14 protein-coding genes, 1 tRNA gene and 1 pseudogene are annotated in these 15,535 nt (G+C 63.0%); 11 read left to right on the top strand and 5 right to left on the bottom strand.

Annotation, left to right across the window (positions count from 1 at the left end):
• Positions 1-27: 27 nt before the first annotated feature.
• From selA to EKH55_RS08410, 5 genes and pseudogenes are all read left to right on the top strand, one after another.
• The gene (selA, locus tag EKH55_RS08390; RefSeq protein ID WP_069458420.1) at positions 28-1,452 is read left to right on the top strand and encodes an L-seryl-tRNA(Sec) selenium transferase; all 1,425 of its coding nucleotides are present in this window, start codon (positions 28-30) and stop codon (positions 1,450-1,452) included.
• Positions 1,436-2,257 carry a tetratricopeptide repeat protein gene (locus EKH55_RS08395; RefSeq protein ID WP_069458419.1) on the top strand — a complete coding sequence of 274 codons (822 nt, stop codon included), beginning with the start codon at positions 1,436-1,438 and terminating at the stop codon, positions 2,255-2,257. Before selA ends, EKH55_RS08395 begins: the two co-directional genes overlap by 17 nt.
• Positions 2,254-4,089: pseudogene (gene selB, locus EKH55_RS08400) on the top strand (selenocysteine-specific translation elongation factor); the annotation flags it as partial. The gene EKH55_RS08395 and the pseudogene selB, both read left to right, overlap by 4 nt.
• Positions 4,090-4,203: 114 nt before the next feature.
• A tRNA-Sec gene (locus tag EKH55_RS08405) sits at positions 4,204-4,299 on the top strand.
• Positions 4,300-4,542: 243 nt separating this feature from the next.
• Complete coding sequence (locus EKH55_RS08410; RefSeq protein ID WP_069458417.1) at positions 4,543-5,193, top strand: glutathione S-transferase family protein; 651 nt, start codon at positions 4,543-4,545, stop codon at positions 5,191-5,193.
• A gap of 196 nt (positions 5,194-5,389) precedes the next feature.
• Here EKH55_RS08410 and EKH55_RS08415 read toward each other — a convergent pair whose 3' ends face one another.
• Positions 5,390-7,573 (bottom strand): OmpA family protein, encoded by a 2,184-nt coding sequence (locus EKH55_RS08415; RefSeq protein ID WP_151611324.1) that lies wholly within the window; start codon positions 7,571-7,573, stop codon positions 5,390-5,392.
• 338 nt (positions 7,574-7,911) lie between these two features.
• Here EKH55_RS08415 and EKH55_RS08420 point away from each other — a divergent pair, with 338 nt between their 5' ends.
• The 4 genes from EKH55_RS08420 (at position 7,912) to EKH55_RS08435 (ending at position 10,946) form a co-directional block, all read left to right on the top strand.
• Positions 7,912-8,694, top strand: a complete 783-nt coding sequence (locus EKH55_RS08420) for an ABC transporter substrate-binding protein (RefSeq protein ID WP_069458415.1) — start codon at positions 7,912-7,914, stop codon at positions 8,692-8,694.
• Positions 8,695-8,859: 165 nt separating this feature from the next.
• Positions 8,860-9,663: an ABC transporter permease gene (locus tag EKH55_RS08425; RefSeq protein WP_151611325.1), complete on the top strand. Its 804-nt coding sequence runs from the start codon at positions 8,860-8,862 to the stop codon at positions 9,661-9,663.
• The gene (locus EKH55_RS08430; protein WP_151611326.1) at positions 9,660-10,490 is read left to right on the top strand and encodes an ABC transporter permease; all 831 of its coding nucleotides are present in this window, start codon (positions 9,660-9,662) and stop codon (positions 10,488-10,490) included. The genes EKH55_RS08425 and EKH55_RS08430 overlap by 4 nt, the downstream gene beginning before the upstream one ends.
• Positions 10,491-10,679: 189 nt before the next feature.
• Positions 10,680-10,946, top strand: coding sequence for an usg protein (locus EKH55_RS08435; RefSeq protein WP_069458412.1), 267 nt, complete (start codon positions 10,680-10,682; stop codon positions 10,944-10,946).
• 33 nt (positions 10,947-10,979) lie between these two features.
• Here the strand turns inward: EKH55_RS08435 and EKH55_RS08440 are convergent, their stop codons facing one another.
• A complete protein-coding gene (locus EKH55_RS08440; RefSeq protein WP_151611327.1) occupies positions 10,980-11,705 on the bottom strand; it encodes a DUF2270 domain-containing protein in 726 nt (241 codons plus the stop codon).
• Positions 11,706-11,899: 194 nt separating this feature from the next.
• Between EKH55_RS08440 and EKH55_RS08445 the strand changes: the two genes are divergently transcribed.
• Positions 11,900-12,727, top strand: a complete 828-nt coding sequence (locus tag EKH55_RS08445; RefSeq protein ID WP_151611328.1) for a class I SAM-dependent DNA methyltransferase — start codon at positions 11,900-11,902, stop codon at positions 12,725-12,727.
• Between the two features lie 242 nt (positions 12,728-12,969).
• Complete coding sequence (locus EKH55_RS08450) at positions 12,970-13,725, top strand: hypothetical protein (RefSeq protein WP_151611329.1); 756 nt, start codon at positions 12,970-12,972, stop codon at positions 13,723-13,725.
• Positions 13,726-13,806: 81 nt separating this feature from the next.
• On the opposite strand, the gene EKH55_RS08455 is transcribed toward EKH55_RS08450, so the two are convergent.
• The 3 genes from EKH55_RS08455 to EKH55_RS08465 form a co-directional block, all read right to left on the bottom strand.
• Positions 13,807-14,157 (bottom strand): VOC family protein, encoded by a 351-nt coding sequence (locus EKH55_RS08455; RefSeq protein WP_151611330.1) that lies wholly within the window; start codon positions 14,155-14,157, stop codon positions 13,807-13,809.
• A gap of 3 nt (positions 14,158-14,160) precedes the next feature.
• Positions 14,161-14,571, bottom strand: coding sequence for a VOC family protein (locus EKH55_RS08460; protein ID WP_151611331.1), 411 nt, complete (start codon positions 14,569-14,571; stop codon positions 14,161-14,163).
• A 67-nt stretch (positions 14,572-14,638) separates the two neighbouring features.
• On the bottom strand, positions 14,639-15,508 hold the full coding sequence (locus EKH55_RS08465) for a helix-turn-helix domain-containing protein (protein ID WP_151611332.1): 870 nt from the start codon (positions 15,506-15,508) through the stop codon (positions 14,639-14,641).
• Positions 15,509-15,535 lie beyond the last annotated feature (27 nt).

The following is a 15,535-nucleotide window of genomic DNA, read 5'->3' on the forward strand; positions in this document are numbered from 1 at the left end:
GCGGTTTTGGGCAACGGAGGGCCGTAAATGGACGCCAATGTCAGGTTGCGTGACATCCCCTCGGTGGACGAACTTCTAAGATCGGCCGGCGTCGCCGACGCGGTCGGACGTTTTGGGCGGCCGGTCGTTGCCGCGGCCTTGCGGCGTGTCCTGACCTCCATCCGCGAGGCGGTGCGGGAAGGCGCGGACATTCCCTCCTCGGCGACCATCGCGGCTGCCGCCGTCGCGGCGCTCAAGGCGAACGAGCGGTCGACGCTTCGCCCACTCTTCAATCTGACGGGAACCGTGCTCCACACCAATCTCGGCCGGGCATTGCTGGCAGAAACGGCGATCGATGCCGCGATGGCCGCGATGCGCGAGGCTGTCGCGCTCGAATTCGACCTTGCGAGCGGCAAGCGCGGCGAAAGGGACGATCACCTGCGCGGGCTCATCTGCGAGCTGACCGGCGCGGAGGATGCGACCGTCGTCAACAACAATGCCGCCGCGGTGCTGTTGACCCTGAACAGTCTTGCCGCCGGCCGGGAGGCGATCGTCTCCCGCGGCGAGCTCATCGAGATCGGCGGGGCATTCCGCATGCCGGACATCATGCTGCGCGCCGGCGTGCGCCTCACCGAGGTCGGCACGACCAACCGCACCCATGCCCGGGACTACCGGGACGCCATCGGCCCGGATACGGGCCTGATCCTGAAGGTCCATACCTCGAACTATCGCATCGAGGGTTTTACGAAAGAAGTCGGCGCACGCGAACTGGCGGCGATCGCCCGCGACAAGTCCGTGCCGCTCATCAACGACCTCGGTTCGGGCACGCTTGCCGATCTCGAGCACTTCGGGCTCGCGCACGAAACGACCGTCAGGGAGGCTATCAGCGAGGGCGCCGATATCGTCACTTTTTCCGGCGACAAACTGCTCGGCGGACCGCAGGCGGGATTCATCGTCGGACGCAAGGCTTTGATCGAGAAGATCAATGGCAATCCGATGAAGCGCGCGCTCCGGGTCGACAAGATCCGCCTTGCGGCGCTGGAAGCGACGCTCCGGCTCTATCGCGACCCCGACCGGCTCCATGAGCGCCTGCCGACGATGCGGCTGCTTGCCCGCCCGCAGACCGAGATCAAAGCGCAGGCCGAGCGGCTCGCGCCCCTGGTCGCGCGCGCGACGGGGGGAGCTTTCGCCGTGTCGGTCGTTGCCTGCGAAAGCCAGATCGGTTCCGGGGCGCTGCCGCTCGCGACCATGCCAAGTGCCGGGCTAGCGCTGACACCGTCTTCGGGCAGCGGCCGCATGCTTGCAAAGGTGGCGGCGGCGCTCAGGCGCCTGCCGATACCGGTCATCGGCCGCATCGAGCGCGGGTCGCTGATCCTGGACCTGCGCTGTCTCGAAGACGAGGAAGGCTTCGTCGCCGATCACGCGCATCTCGACATGGCCTGCGAAGGAGGTGCCGATGGCGAGCCTTCTTAACCGTTTCATGCGCAACCCGGCCGAGACCGATGCCTCCCGAATGGCCGAGGCGCTCGCCGCCGCGCAGAGGAGCGAATTCGAGTTTGCGCTCGCAATCTGGGAGCCGCTGGCGCGGGCGGGACACGCCCGCGCCCAGAACAATATCGGCGCATGCTTTGCCGGCGGACTGGGCGTCGTGCGGAACGACAATCTTGCCTATCGCTGGCTGAGCCTCGCCGCCGAGGCCGGCGATCCGGTCGGCCAGCGCAATCTCGCGACGCTTCTCTTCAAGGGCGAGAGCATAGAGCCGGACTACGAACGGGCGGCCTCCCTTTACCGCAAGGCTGCCGAACAGGGTGACACCGAGGCCCAGGACATGCTGAGCTGGATGCTGCTCGAGGGCGATCTCATCGAGCCCGATTTTGCGGAAGCGCGCCGCTGGGCACTCGCAGCCGCGAAGGACGGTCGCGCCGCCTCGATGACGCGGCTCGGCATGCTTTATCACAATGCCGTCGGTGTAGCCCGTGATCCCTTCGAAGCGGTTCAGTGGTGGCAGCGCGGCGCCTATGCCGGCGATGCCGACGGGCAGGCGATGCTGGGCGCCGCCTATCATCTCGGAAGCGGCGTCGCCCGCGATCCGGTCGAAGCCTTCGTCTGGCTGACAAGGGCGCGCGCAGGCGGGAGCGCGCTGGCAGCACCCTTCTACGACGCCGTGCGCGCGGCGCTCGATGCGGACGAGTTGCAGGAGGCCGAGTGCCGTGCCGCGCTTCCCCTCTCCGAAACGGCCGTGCCCGCTCAGCCCGTCACCACGGGAGATGAACGGTGATCGTCGGCACCGCCGGGCATATCGATCACGGCAAGACATCGCTCGTCCGGGCGCTGACCGGCGTTGATACCGATCGGCTGAAGGAGGAGAAGAATCGCGGCATCTCGATCGATCTCGGCTTTGCCTATCTGCCGATCGATGGGGCGGAAACCATCGGCTTTATCGATGTTCCGGGACACGAGAAATTCATCCACACCATGCTCGCCGGCGCCAGCGGCATCGATTTCGCCCTGCTGGTGGTCGCGGCCGACGACGGCGTCATGCCCCAAACGCGTGAGCATCTTGCCATCGTCGATCTTCTCGGCATCGAACGCGGTATCGTTGCCATCGCTAAGGCCGATCTGGTGGCAGAGGATCGCCTCGCGGACGTCGAGGAGGCGATCAGAAACGAGCTCGTTGGCACGGCACTCGCCGATGCGCCGATGATCCCGGTTTCGACGGTATCCGGCACGGGCGTGGCGCGGCTTCGCGACGAAATCGTCGCTGAAGTTCGCCGCTTCGCGCGCCGGCAGACGGCCGGGCGCTTCCGCCTGGCCGTCGATCGCTCCTTCACCATTCAGGGCATAGGTACGGTGGTCACCGGGACCGTTCTTTCGGGGCAGGTATCGGTGGAGGATCACATCACCGTCAGCCCTTCGGGCCTTCAGGCGCGGGTGCGATCAATCCACGCGCAGAACCGGCCGAGCGAGAACGGCCGCGCCGGTGATCGCTGCGCCCTCAATCTCGTCGGCCATGGCATTACAAAAACCGCGATCCATCGCGGCGACATGGTCTCAGACCCGAGCCTGCATGCGCCGACGAGCCGCATCGATGCGACCTTGCGGGTGCTTGGCTCCGAGCCGAAGCCGATCGGCCACTGGTTTCCGGTGCGGCTTCATCATGCGTCTGCGGAAGTCGGAGCCCGTATCGTCCTGCTGGCGGAAGAGACGGTGGTGCCGGGAGCGCGGACGCTCGTCCAAATCGTTCTCGACCGACCGATCGCAGCGGCGGCCGGAGACCGCTACGTTATCCGCGACACCTCCGCCCAACGCACGATCGGTGGCGGCCGGTTTCTCGACCTGCGCGCACCGGCCCGCAAGCGGCGCACGCCGGAGCGATTGGCGCAACTTCAAGCGCTCGCGCTGACCGAGCCGAAACAGGCAATCGGGGCCCTGCTTGCCGCTCCGCCCTTCTTTGCCGACATCAGCGCCTTCGCCCGCGACCGGGCGATTGCCGCGGCGGAAGCCGACGCACTGGCGCAGACGCTCAACCTGGTGCAACTGCCGTCGGACGCGGCGACGCTTGTCATGTCGATGGAGAGCTGGGAGAGACTGCGGAGCGATATTCTCGCGCGGCTTGGGGCCTTCCATGTGGAAAATCCGGACCTGGCCGGCATGGGGGTCGAACGGCTGCGCACTGAACTTCCGCTTCGCCTGCCGGTGACCGCCTTTCGCGCGGCGTTACAGGCTCTCGTCCGGCCGGGTGAAATCGTCCTCGATGGCGCATGGGTCCGGCTGGCGGGCCATCGGGTGACGATGAGCCTGGCCGATGAGAAACTCTGGAAGGAGATCGAGCCCTTGCTCGGCGGACCCAAGCGCTTCCGCCCGCCGCGCGTGCGCGACATTGCCGCCCTGCTGGGCGCGCCGGAGGTGCAAGTGCGCCGGCTCATGAAGCTCGGCGGCCGCATGGGCAAGGTGCATGAGGTGGCGCACGACCATTTCTTCTTGCGCGACACGATCGCGGAAATGGTCGCCATCATCGCCGATATCGGCGAGGCGGCCGACGGCGGCTGGTTCACCGCCATGCAGTTCCGTGATCGCGTCGACAACGGCCGCAAGGTCGCCATCCAGATCCTCGACTTCTTCGACCATCACAGCGTGACGCTGCGCCGCGCCGATCTTCGCCGCCTCAATCGCAGCCGTCTGGATTTCTTCGGCAATTTGTCGAATGCTAGCCGTGGCATTTCAGGAGGAGATTCATGCCCGGTGGCATGTCCGGACTTCAAATCCGGGAGGGGCCGAGAGACGGTCCTTGGTGGGTTCGACCCCCACTCTCTTCCGCCATTATCGGACGCGACCGGGAGTACCCGTTAGAGCCAGTGTCGGCGCGGCCAGTCTGCAGCTAGGTGTTCCTGCGGTCGATCCATGTGCCGGATTTCTCTTGGTCCGAGATCGGTTGTCGGGAGAGGCGCCGGTCGTTCGTCCTCCGGATGCAAAGCGCAAATATTGGAGACAGGCCATGACAGGGATTACCGCTGACACCCAAGTCGCGCCGTACGGCGCCCTGCCATCACCCGGAGCTTTCCGATGACCCCAACCATTACCGCCTTTGAACGCTCGCCCGATGGCGGCAAGGGTTTGGCACGTGACATGCGGGTTCGCTGGGCGCTCGAAGAGGTGGGACGGCCCTACGACGTCCGTCTTCTTTCTTTCAAAGCGATGAAGGAACCCGCGCATCTCGCGCTTCACCCTTTCGGACAGATTCCGACCTACGAAGAAGGCGACCTCGCCCTGTTCGAGTCGGGAGCGATCGTCTTCCATATCGCGGAGCGCCATGCGGGACTGCTGCCGGACGATGCGAATGCCCGGGCGCGTGCGATCGCGTGGATGTTTGCCGCGCTCAACACCGTGGAGCCGCCGATCTTCGACCGCGCCCTTGCCAGGATCCTCGAGCGCAACGAGCCTTGGTACGAACAGCGCCTGCGTACCCTTGAGGCCAGCATTCGGAAACGGCTGGACGGCCTTTCGAGCCGACTTGGCGATGCCGACTGGCTCGAAGGCGAATTCAGCGCCGGTGATCTTCTGATGGTGACGGTGCTGCTCAGGTTGAAAGGATCGGCTCTACTGGACGAATATCCGAACCTTACGGCCTATGTCGCCCGCGGCGAAGCGCGGCCTGCATTCAAGCGTGCTTTCGACGCGCAGTTGGCGGTTTTCACCGCCGCATCGACCGCTTGAGAAGGCCCCTCAGGGCTCGATCGGCACACTCCGCAACCGTATGCCCGAAGTCAGGATGCTCTCGACCGTCTTCTGCATCCATTCCGCCGACAGCGTAGAGGCCCCAAAATCGGAACCGATCTTGGGGCCTCTATGCAGAGTCTGCGGCACGTCTTTACCCTTGAACCGAGCTCGATCAAAGGAGACATGCAGCGGCTTATCGTTGCGCCACCGGGCGTACGAGAGGCGTCACGCGCCGAATGGTGACGCGGCGGTTTTCCTGCTCCGCCTCCTGTGTGCGGATCTTGAGGAAGCGCTCGCCATAGCCCTGTGTCACCAGGTTTTCCGGCGCGATCCCGTAGACCTCGGAGAGCAGCGTGGCGACCGAATCGGCGCGCTTGTCCGACAGGAGCAGGTTCGAGCGGTCGGAACCGACGGCATCCGTATGGCCCTCGATGAAGAAGGTTTCGCCCGGGTCCCTCTCGAGGATTTTCGCCATCGCGTCGGCGACCCTGCGCAATGTCTTTGCCTGCGACATCGACACCTCGGCACTGCCCGTCGCAAAGGTGATGGTGTCGAGATCGACGCGACGAACCTTGTCCCGAAGGCGGGCGGAATGGCGGACCTCGTCCATCGTGTAGACGCGCTCGACGCGCTCGACCGGCGGTTCGGACAGGAACTCGTAATAGTCGCGGTCCGGTTCTTCGGCGTAATCGACAATGTAGTCGTCCACCGGTATCGTCAGCCGCATCGGTGGCAGCTCATAGCCCACGTCGACGATCGCCGGCCGCCGGCGCTCTTCATATTCCGGCGCATAGATCAGTACATAATCGTTGCCGTCGCGATCGATGCGCGTGCGCTGCAGAATGTCGCCGTAACGGTTGTAGATGGTGACGACACGGTAGCCGTCCGGGCGCACGATGGTCTCGCGGTAGCGACCGCGCGGCAGTTCCTCGTAGAAGGTCTCTTCCGCGTCACGCCGCAGGCGTGGTCGGTCGTCGCCCCGCACGAAGATGCGGTCGCCGGCCTCGAGGATGACGCGGTTCTCGGTCTCTTCGACCACCCGCACCTCGGTGACATTGTTGGTCGTCGTATTGTTGACGGTCGTGTTGTTGATCACCGTATTGTTGACCATGGTATTGTTGACGATGTTCGTCGTTTCCGGAACGGCGAATGTGGGAGCTGCCTCGACCCGCTGCCCCTCTTCGCTGAGCGCCGCCTCCACCTTCTGCGGCAGTCCTTCCGTGAACTCGGCCGGAATTTCCGCCTGCGCGGCGGCATCGTCGGCAGGCGGCGCTACAATCTCCTCCTTCGCTCGTAGCTCTTCCCGCTGTTGACGCCGGAGTTCGCGCGACCGGTTGCCGCCGGCATTGTCGGCATCCTTGTCGCTGTCGAGCACGGCCGCACCACCTTCGACGGGGAGTACGACTGTCTCATCGCTGGCCGCCGGGTCCTCGGCGATCTTCTGCTTCTCTTCTACCGTGCGCTCGTCGACGACTTCCGGAGCCGGCTGGCCTTCAGGCTGTTCAGCCTGCATCTGCTCCGCTGTTGCAGGCTCTTCACCTTCCGGAACCGGCTGCTGCTCGGCCTCGCCGGTCTGCTCGGCGGGCTCTTCGGCTGGCGGCTGTTCGGCGGTCGTCTTGTCCTCGGTTGCAGCAGGTGGCTCTTCCGCGGTCTGTTCTTCTTCAGCCTGGCGCTGCTGTTCTTCCTCGGCGGCGCGCTGCTGTTCTTCCTCGGCGGCACGCTGCTGCTCTTCCTCAGCCGCACGCTGTTTTTCTTCCTCAGCCGCACGCTGCTGCTCTTCCTCAGCCGCACGCTGCTGCTCTTCCTCGGCAGCCCGCTGCTTTTCTTCCTCGGCAGCACGCTGCTGCTCTTCCTCGGCAGCCCGCTGCTTGTCTTCCTCCGCCGCACGCTGCTGCTCTTCCTCGGCAGCCCGCTGCTTTTCTTCCTCAGCCGCACGCTGCTGCTCTTCCTCGGCAGCGCGTTGCTTTTCTTCCTCAGCCGCACGCTGCTGCTCTTCCTCGGCAGCCCGCTGCTTTTCTTCCTCGGCAGCACGTTGCTGCTCTTCCTCGGCAGCCCGCTGCTTTTCTTCCTCGGCAGCGCGTTGCTGCTCTTCCTCGGCAGCCCGCTGCTTTTCTTCCTCCGCCGCACGCTGCTGCTCTTCCTCGGCAGCCCGCTGCTTTTCTTCCTCGGCAGCACGTTGCTGCTCTTCCTCGGCCTTGCGCTGCTCTTGCTCGCGCTTCTTCAGGAGCAGCAGCTCTTCGGGCGACAACTCCTCGCCGCCTTCCTGCGCCACTTCGAACGGCGCCTTCAGGCTGTCGGCCAACGCCGGTTGAACTGCAAGGGACGCCGCGAAAACCGGCAGGGCGACCGTTGCGAAAAGTTTCGATCGAATCGTCATTCTCTTTCATCCTCCTGATACCGGCGCATCGGCACGCCTTGTCCGGCCTTATGTCAGCCGGCACTGTCGCCATCGCAACGCGACAGCCGCGGGTCGGTTCCGCCCAAGGCCTATCGAAGCCTACATTAACTGCGCATGAACGGGCCGTTCATCGCCTGCGATGATCGGAGGCGCCGAAAATGCGGCAATGCACACAGCGGCTCCGCGCGTGACGCTTTCCTGTTGATTTTTGCAGGAAAACCGTACGAATATCGCGGCAACCGGCGGCGCTCGCCCCGGGCTAATGTGGCATCCGCGAACAACAAGAAACCGGGTGCCGGCCAACAGAGAGGATCATCATGCGTATTTCCAGACGGCTGGCAGCTGCCGCATCGGCTGCCGTTCTCGTATTCCTGGCAGGCTCGGCCATGGCAGAGGGCGAAAAGGTCGTTATCGGCACCGAAGGCGCCTACCCGCCCTTCAATAATCTCGAGGCGGACGGCACGCTGACCGGTTTCGATATCGACATTGCCAAGGCGCTCTGCGAGGAGATGAAGGCCGAATGCACCTTCGTGACGCAGGACTGGGACGGCGCCATTCCGGCGCTGATCGCCAAGAAATATGACGCGTTCATCGCGTCCATGTCGATTACCGAGGAACGCAAGCAAAAGGTCGACTTCACCAACAAATACTACAACACGCCGCCGGCGATCGTCGTACCGAAGGATTCGCCGATCACCGAAGCGACCGAAGCGGCGCTCGACGGGAAGACGCTCGGCGCGCAGAGCTCCACCACCCATTCCAACTATGCCGAAGCGCATATGAAGGGTGCCGATCTGAAGCTCTATCCGACGGCCGACGAATATAAGCTTGATCTCGCCAACGGCCGCATCGATGCTGCCATCGACGATGTCGTCGTGATCTCTGAATGGCTGAAGACCGACGACGGCGCCTGCTGCAAGCTGCTCGGCACGTTGCCGGTCGACCCGGTCATCAATGGCGAAGGCGCCGGGATCGCCCTGCGCAAGGGCGACGACGAACTGCGCGAGAAGTTCAACAAGGCGATCGAGGCCATTCGCGCCAACGGGAAATATCAGGAAATCAACGAGAAATACTTCCCGTTCGACGTCTACGGCAGCTGACCACCGGGATTTCGGCGACGATAGAGCGCTTATGCCGGGAAATTCTCGGTTGATGAAGAAAATGCAACGGCGGACGGCTTGCCCTTCCGCCGTTTTTGTCTGACAAGAAGAGACAAGAACAAGCGTCATCGACGACAATAAGAACATAAAGGGGAATCTACCGGCATGAGCGGACTGTTTGCCGCCATTTACTCCGGTCTCGCCTGGGTCATATCGATCATCGATCCGTTCTGCGGCCCGATCGGCATCTTGAACCTGTTCGGATCGGACACGCTGCTTGCCTGCGGCGATACCGGGTGGGGAGACGAGATCGCCTATGGTTTTCTCGTCACCGCGAGCCTGGCGATCGCCACGCTGCCCATCGGGCTGACCGTCGGCTTCTTCATTGCACTCGCCAAGCAGTCGAATGAGCGGTCGCTACGACTTGCTGCCAATATCTACACGACGATCTTCCGCGGCCTGCCCGAACTTCTGACCCTGTTCATCGTCTATTACGGTCTGCAGATTCTCGTGCAGCAATTCCTTGCCGGCGTCGGCTACGAAGGACCCGTCGAGATCAACGCCTTCGTCGCCGGCATGATCGCGCTCGGAGTCGTCTTTTCCGCCTATTGTTCGGAGGTGCTGCTCTCCGCCTTCAAGGCCATTCCCCAGGGACAGTACGAGGCCGGGGACGCACTTGGCTTGCATCGCGGCGCCACGATGCGGCTTGTTATCCTGCCGCAGTTGGTGCGCATAGCCCTTCCCGGCCTCGGCAATCTCTGGATGGCCCTGCTCAAGGATACCGCACTGGTCTCGGTCATCGGCCTGCCCGACATCCTGCGCCAGACCGGCATTGCCGCGCGCGTCACCAAGCAAGCCTTCGAGTTCTTCGGCATTGCCTGCATCCTCTTCCTGATCCTGGCGATGCTTTCGTCGATTGCCTTTTCGGCGATCGAACGCCGGACGAAACGTGCGGAGATGGGGCGATGAGCATTGCCGAAACGATGATCCCACCGCAGGCCCCGCCGCCGGCCCCTCCTAAGGCCTACACGCTCTCCCGCTTTCTCGGCAGCGTCACCCTCGGCATCTGGCTCGCAGTCGCGGTCGGCATTTTCCTCACCGTCGTGAATGGCTGGGACCCGGAGAAATTCTCGCGCTACGGACCGAGCTTCCTTTCCGGCCTGGGCGTGACGCTGGCGCTTGTCGGCTCGTCGATACTGCTCGGAGCGGTCCTGTCGCTGCCCGTGGCGCTCGGGCGCATGTCGAAGAACAGGTTCTGGTCCTGGCTCGCCTATGCCTATGTCTACTTCTTCCGCGGCACGCCGCTGATCACGCAGCTCTTCCTCGTCTATTACGGCCTCGGCAGCTTCCGCCCTGAGCTCGATTCCGTCGGGCTGTGGTGGTTCTTCCGGGATGCCTGGAATTGCGCGCTCTTTACCTTCACGCTGAACACCGCCGCCTATCAGGCCGAGATCCTGCGCGGAGCGATCCAGAGCGTGCCGCGGGGTCAGCATGAAGGCGCCGCCGCCCTCGGCCTGCCGCGAGGCGTCGCCTTCTTCAAGGTGATCCTGCCGCAGGCAATGATCGTCGCCTTGCGCCCCTATGGCAATGAGATCGTCCTGATGATCAAGGGCTCGGCGATCGTCGCGATCGTCACCGTTTTCGATCTGATGGGCGAGACGCGGCGCGCCTTCTCGCGCACCTTCGACTATCAGATGTATATCTGGGCCGCAGCACTGTACCTCGTCATGGTGGAATTGCTGCGCAACATCTGGGCCTGGCTTGAAGCCCGGCTGACGCGGCACCTGAAGCGCTGAGGCAGGCCGGAAAACGTCCGTGGCGGACCCGTGTCGCCACGGAAGCGGTCTGGCAGCACTCGCCGAAGGTTGCTGCTAAGCCTTTGTTATTACCTACTTTTTATGCATTTCCGACAGATATTAGCTCTTGATTAAGGAATCAAGCGCCCCATCATAGAAACCAACCTTTGTGAAGAAGTGAGGTTCTTGATGACGAACGACATGGAACTGCAACTGAAGGGTTACGGCTTGACGACGGCCCACATTCTTTATCGGATGCCGGACCACCCGGCTCTCCTGCAGACCTATATCTGGCAGCATTACGACATCGCGCCCGATTTTCCGGAGATGCGCAACTTCCTCAGGTTCTGGCAGGAAAAGCTGGACGGACCGTTACACTCGGTACGCTACGTGCACCGCAAGCTGATATCCGCCAGCGAATGGCGGGCGCTGAAGGGAGAATTCATTCTCCACTGAGCGTTCCGCGCCGGCCCGGCGCAACCGATCCGGTCAGACATGCACTTGACCGTGGGCCAGTTCGCCCTCCCGCTCCTCCCGGCGAAACGAGCCATAGAGAATGAGACCGTAAAAGAGCGCAACGAAGATCAGCACAATTGAACCCGGCAAAGGACCGAGGGCAGTATTTTCGAAGAGGTCACTCCAGGAGTGCACGGGGCCGAGGAATTCGCCGGCCATGGACATTTTCGACGAGGAAATTTTCAGAGCCCAGGCCAGGAGCAGGATCAGATACATCCAGCAGTAATTGCGCTGCAACCGTCGGCAGACTGCATCCTTGTAGCTCATCAGGAAGATCGGCTTGCGCAGGCTCGTGGCGATGGAGGTCGACCACTTGGCGCTCGGCACTCCGTCCGGCGCAAGGACTTGCGCGAAATAGCCGCGCTCCAGTTGGCGCACGCGGGCGCGGTAAACGTCGAAGAAGCGATAGCGCCTCGCCTCGATCAACAGCAGCAGGCTGATCAGCAGCATGGCAAAGAGCAGTACGCCATGATGCGAGGTGGGGGTCGACAGGGAAACGGAAAGCATCGCCGCGACGACCGTGATCGCCCAGTTCGAGGTCCGGTCTATCCGGTCCCGCCAACCCGCCATCCGGCCCATCTCGCCGCGATAATAATGGACGATCGTATTGATCGTCTCCTGCGAGGACTGCGGCAGCGGCGGACCTTTTTCCTCCGGCAGTCCCGTTTCCAGTGTCAGCGGGCTCAGTTCAGAAGCCATCGGCATTCCTCCCGGTAATTCATTGTTTTGCCGATGATGACTCCATTCCCGCTGCGGATAAATGCCGGAGTCTTGCGCTTCGTCAGTTTTTGACCATCGGTTGAGGTTCCGATCACCCACGGAACGGCACGGAGGTCTAACGCCGCTCCGTCGAGGCAATTGCCAAAGGCCGCCCACGGTCGTAAGAAGCGACCATGACGCAGAAGAGCAAGAAGATCGACGAGGAAGCGCTGGCGGAAGCCTATAACCGCGCCCTCGCTTTGGAAAAAGCCGGCAACTTCGACGCGGCCGCCGCCGCCTATCGGGAAGTGCTGGATCTCGACCCGGAGGATCATGGAGGAGCCTCCGTGCGTCTCGCCTCCATGGGGCGCGGCGACACGCCGATCAAGGCTCCGGATGCCTATGTCGCGACGCTTTTCGACCAGCACGCGGAGGTCTTCGACAATGTCCTTGTCGATCAGCTCGATTATTGCGTGCCGCTCCTCGTCCGCCAGCGCATCCAGGCGCTCGGCTTGGCGCCGTTCAAACGGGTTCTCGATCTCGGCTGCGGCACCGGCCTGACCGGCGGCGCCTTACGCGATATGGCCGAGGACATCACCGGCGTCGACCTTTCGGAGAGCATGGTCGAGATCGCCCATGAGAAGGATCTCTACGAGACGCTTTATGTTGCGGAAGCCGTCGATTTCCTCGACGACAATGACGACGAGGCGTTCGATCTGATCGTCGCGACGGATGTCCTGCCTTATATGGGCGCCCTGGAAGCGCTTTTCTTCGGAGCCGTCGACAATCTCGTCCCCGGCGGCCTGCTGATCTTTTCCAGCGAAACGCTGCCCGAGGAAGACTTCGCGGGACGATCCTACATGGTCGGCCTGCATCAGCGCTTCGCCCATTCGGAGGCCTATCTGAAAGACCGCCTCACGGCGACCGGATTCGAGGTCGTCGAGGTCGGCGACATAACCGTTCGCATGGAAGAAGGCGCGCCGATCGCCGGTCAACTGGTCATCGCTCGCTTCAAGCCCTGAGCCCAGTCCCGACGAAGTCCTGAAAGCGCCATTGGCAGCGCCTCGTTGCCGGCGCTCGCCTCCCGTCTCTTCTGAACTCCAGGCACAATCGCGAGTTGGTGAATTCGGCTCGCGTTTAGCTTGCATTAACCATGCGCCGCTAGGGTCCAGACGGATCTATAACGGAGATGGGGCCCGTGTTTCGAACGACCACTTTAGCACTGCTGTGCTTATCGAGTTCCAACGTCGCATTCGCTGCCGACGTGGATGAGCCACTTATCGGTTGGGGGGCGTATCATGAGCCCGTCGTCGAAGTCGCCTCTGGCGGCGTAACGGGATATGTCGAGGGCTCCTACGCGAACAGCGTCGACGATGTCGATGCGGACGCCTGGGAATTGAGAGGCGCGATCAATGTCGACGCCGGCTCCGGCATGAATCTGCAAGTCGATCTCGGCTATGCGCGCGTCGGCATAGAAGATCTCGATATCGACAAGTTCGACGGGGGCCTTCATGGCTATTATCGGGATGAACTCTATGCGGCCGGCGCCTTCTTCGGGGCGTCCCGATTCGATGCCGGTCTGTCGGAGGACATCAAGGACTACATGGGCGGCATCGAGGGCGCCTTCTTCCAGGATACCTGGACCCTGGTCGGAGCGGCCGGCTACGGTCAAACCGATCTGGGCGGCCTCGACGCCGATCACTATATGGGCGCGCTCGGCGCACGCTGGTACGCGACCGACAACGTCCGTTTCGACGTCGATGGCACGCTCGATCGCGTAACCGACGGGGGTGACGACCTGGACGTCCAGACCCTGAAGCTCACGGCGAACTACCGACCCGAGCTGATGCCGGTCACGTTGTTCGCAGGCTACAAGTACACGGATGTCGATTTGGCGGACACTCTCTCCGGCGACAGCAACACCATTTTCGGCGGACTGCGCTTCTCCTATGGCACCGGCAGCCTCAAGGAAGATGAACGCCGCGGCCCGATCTGGTCGAACCGCAGCGTATCGTTCTAAGAACACTTTTGCTGCGCCGTGCGTGTTTTCAGTCGGTCCGTCTGATTGGACGCGCGGCGCAGGAACTGTTCCGGACCCTGCTTAGATATGCATCAGTATGTTTACGAGCCGCCCGAACGGGTCGCGCACAAAGAAGCGGCGCACCCCCCAGGGCTCATTGGCAGGGCCATACTCGATTGTGACTCCGGCCTCCTTCATGCGCTGCAAGGCGGCGTCGAGATCGTCGACTTCGATCGAGAGATCGGGCACCGGCGCGCCGGAGCCGCCTTCGGACGCGAAGCTGACCTGAACGCTCATCTTCCGGGATGAACCGTAGGTCGTGATCCAGCCATGATCCATCAGAACGTCGAGACCAAGGATATCCTTGTAGAAGCGCTCGGCTGCCGCAACATCCTCGGCCGCGATGATGGCCATGATGCGTTTGACCTGCATCGATCAGGCCTCCGCGTATGGGTCATAGGTGCCGAAGCTCCAGAGATTGCCCTCGCAGTCGCGCGCGGAATATTCGCGTGAACCGTATTCGGTCTCTGCGAGCGGGCGCTCGATCTTCGCGCCGACGGCCTTGGCGCGTGCATAATGCGCCTCGATGTCGGGCACCACGACATAGATGCCGAAGCGCTCAGTCGCCCAGGGATTCGTCGAATCCGGCTTGCCGCCGGAGCCCGTCATGATCATGCCTGGGCCGAGGCGGAGCTGCGCGTGCGCAACTGTATTGTTCTCGCCTGGCACCACGAACTGCTTTTCGAAACCGAAGGTCTCGTTCAGCCATTCGATCGCCTTGGGCGCATCGTCGTAGCGCAAGCAGGGGAAGACGTTTGGAACGCCAATCTTTGCCTTGTCTGCCATGGGACTCTCCAACCATCGAAAGGTGGGGAAGGCTAATGCTGAAAGCCGCGCCGGTATTGGACGAATTTTACCCGCCGACGCCACCACCGTCAGGAAGCAGGGAAGCGCGGAATTCGCGCGGGGTGCGCCCCGTATAACGCCGGAAATCGCGGTTGAAGTGCGCCTGGTCATAATAGCCGCAGCCGACGGCGAGATCGGCCCATCCCTCCTCATCTGCCGCGTGGATGTGCTTGATCGCATGGGCGAAGCGCAGAATACCGGCGACAGCCTTCGGGTTCAGGCCCACCTGGGCATGGAAACGTTGAATCAGTGTCCTGCGGCTGCAAGCGAGATCGCGGCTGAGCGCGCCAATCGAGCGCGCGCCATGGCTTTCCTCCAGGCATTTCAGCGCCCATGCAACGTCCGGCGACATGGGCCTGCCTCGGCCAAGGCGGTCCAACAGGAAACGGTCCATCAGGTCGAACCGCGCCGCCCAGTCGTTCGCGTCGTGCAGCGCCCCCGCGAGCCGGCCGGCCGCCGCATCACCCAGCAGGTCGCCGAGACCGACGCAGCGATTGGCAATGTCGGACATGGTGACGTTGAGAAACCGGAAGGCCCCGAGCAGGGTGAAATTCACCTGGAAACCGATCTGATCGCCTTCAAATTCGGTGACGACGTGAACGTCGTGCAGCCCGGCCAGGAAGCTGCGAAAGACGCCTCGCTCTGTCGGCAGATTGCCATTGATGATGTCGATCGATGGGCCGAAGGTCACGATCATCGGGACGCCCGCGAAGGGCGGCTGGAGGCGTCGCATCGGCGTCAGCGCCCGCTCGCGATAGCCGCAATAGTCGATGACGTAGGGCGCGAGCCGAGAATCGGGCGCGCGCGTGACGAGCGCCCAGCTATACTCGTCCGAGCGATGAGTGTTAACCTGAACGCCCGATGCTTCGGCCGGCATTCATGTCCTCCTTGGCTAGCAAAGTGT

This window comes from Sinorhizobium alkalisoli (genome assembly GCF_008932245.1).
GTDB classification, from domain to species: domain Bacteria; phylum Pseudomonadota; class Alphaproteobacteria; order Rhizobiales; family Rhizobiaceae; genus Sinorhizobium; species Sinorhizobium alkalisoli.

Excerpts from the sequence above, each read along its gene's own strand:
- selA (WP_069458420.1), top strand. The coding sequence starts at position 28 with ATGGACGCCAATGTCAGGTTGCGTGACATCCCCTCGGTGGACGAACTT.
- EKH55_RS08395 (WP_069458419.1), top strand. The coding sequence starts at position 1,436 with ATGGCGAGCCTTCTTAACCGTTTCATGCGCAACCCGGCCGAGACCGAT.
- EKH55_RS08410 (WP_069458417.1), top strand. The coding sequence starts at position 4,543 with ATGACCCCAACCATTACCGCCTTTGAACGCTCGCCCGATGGCGGCAAG.
- EKH55_RS08415 (WP_151611324.1), bottom strand. The coding sequence starts at position 7,573 with ATGACGATTCGATCGAAACTTTTCGCAACGGTCGCCCTGCCGGTTTTC.
- EKH55_RS08420 (WP_069458415.1), top strand. The coding sequence starts at position 7,912 with ATGCGTATTTCCAGACGGCTGGCAGCTGCCGCATCGGCTGCCGTTCTC.
- EKH55_RS08425 (WP_151611325.1), top strand. The coding sequence starts at position 8,860 with ATGAGCGGACTGTTTGCCGCCATTTACTCCGGTCTCGCCTGGGTCATA.
- EKH55_RS08430 (WP_151611326.1), top strand. The coding sequence starts at position 9,660 with ATGAGCATTGCCGAAACGATGATCCCACCGCAGGCCCCGCCGCCGGCC.
- EKH55_RS08435 (WP_069458412.1), top strand. The coding sequence starts at position 10,680 with ATGACGAACGACATGGAACTGCAACTGAAGGGTTACGGCTTGACGACG.
- EKH55_RS08440 (WP_151611327.1), bottom strand. The coding sequence starts at position 11,705 with ATGGCTTCTGAACTGAGCCCGCTGACACTGGAAACGGGACTGCCGGAG.
- EKH55_RS08445 (WP_151611328.1), top strand. The coding sequence starts at position 11,900 with ATGACGCAGAAGAGCAAGAAGATCGACGAGGAAGCGCTGGCGGAAGCC.
- EKH55_RS08455 (WP_151611330.1), bottom strand. The coding sequence starts at position 14,157 with ATGCAGGTCAAACGCATCATGGCCATCATCGCGGCCGAGGATGTTGCG.
- EKH55_RS08460 (WP_151611331.1), bottom strand. The coding sequence starts at position 14,571 with ATGGCAGACAAGGCAAAGATTGGCGTTCCAAACGTCTTCCCCTGCTTG.
- EKH55_RS08465 (WP_151611332.1), bottom strand. The coding sequence starts at position 15,508 with ATGCCGGCCGAAGCATCGGGCGTTCAGGTTAACACTCATCGCTCGGAC.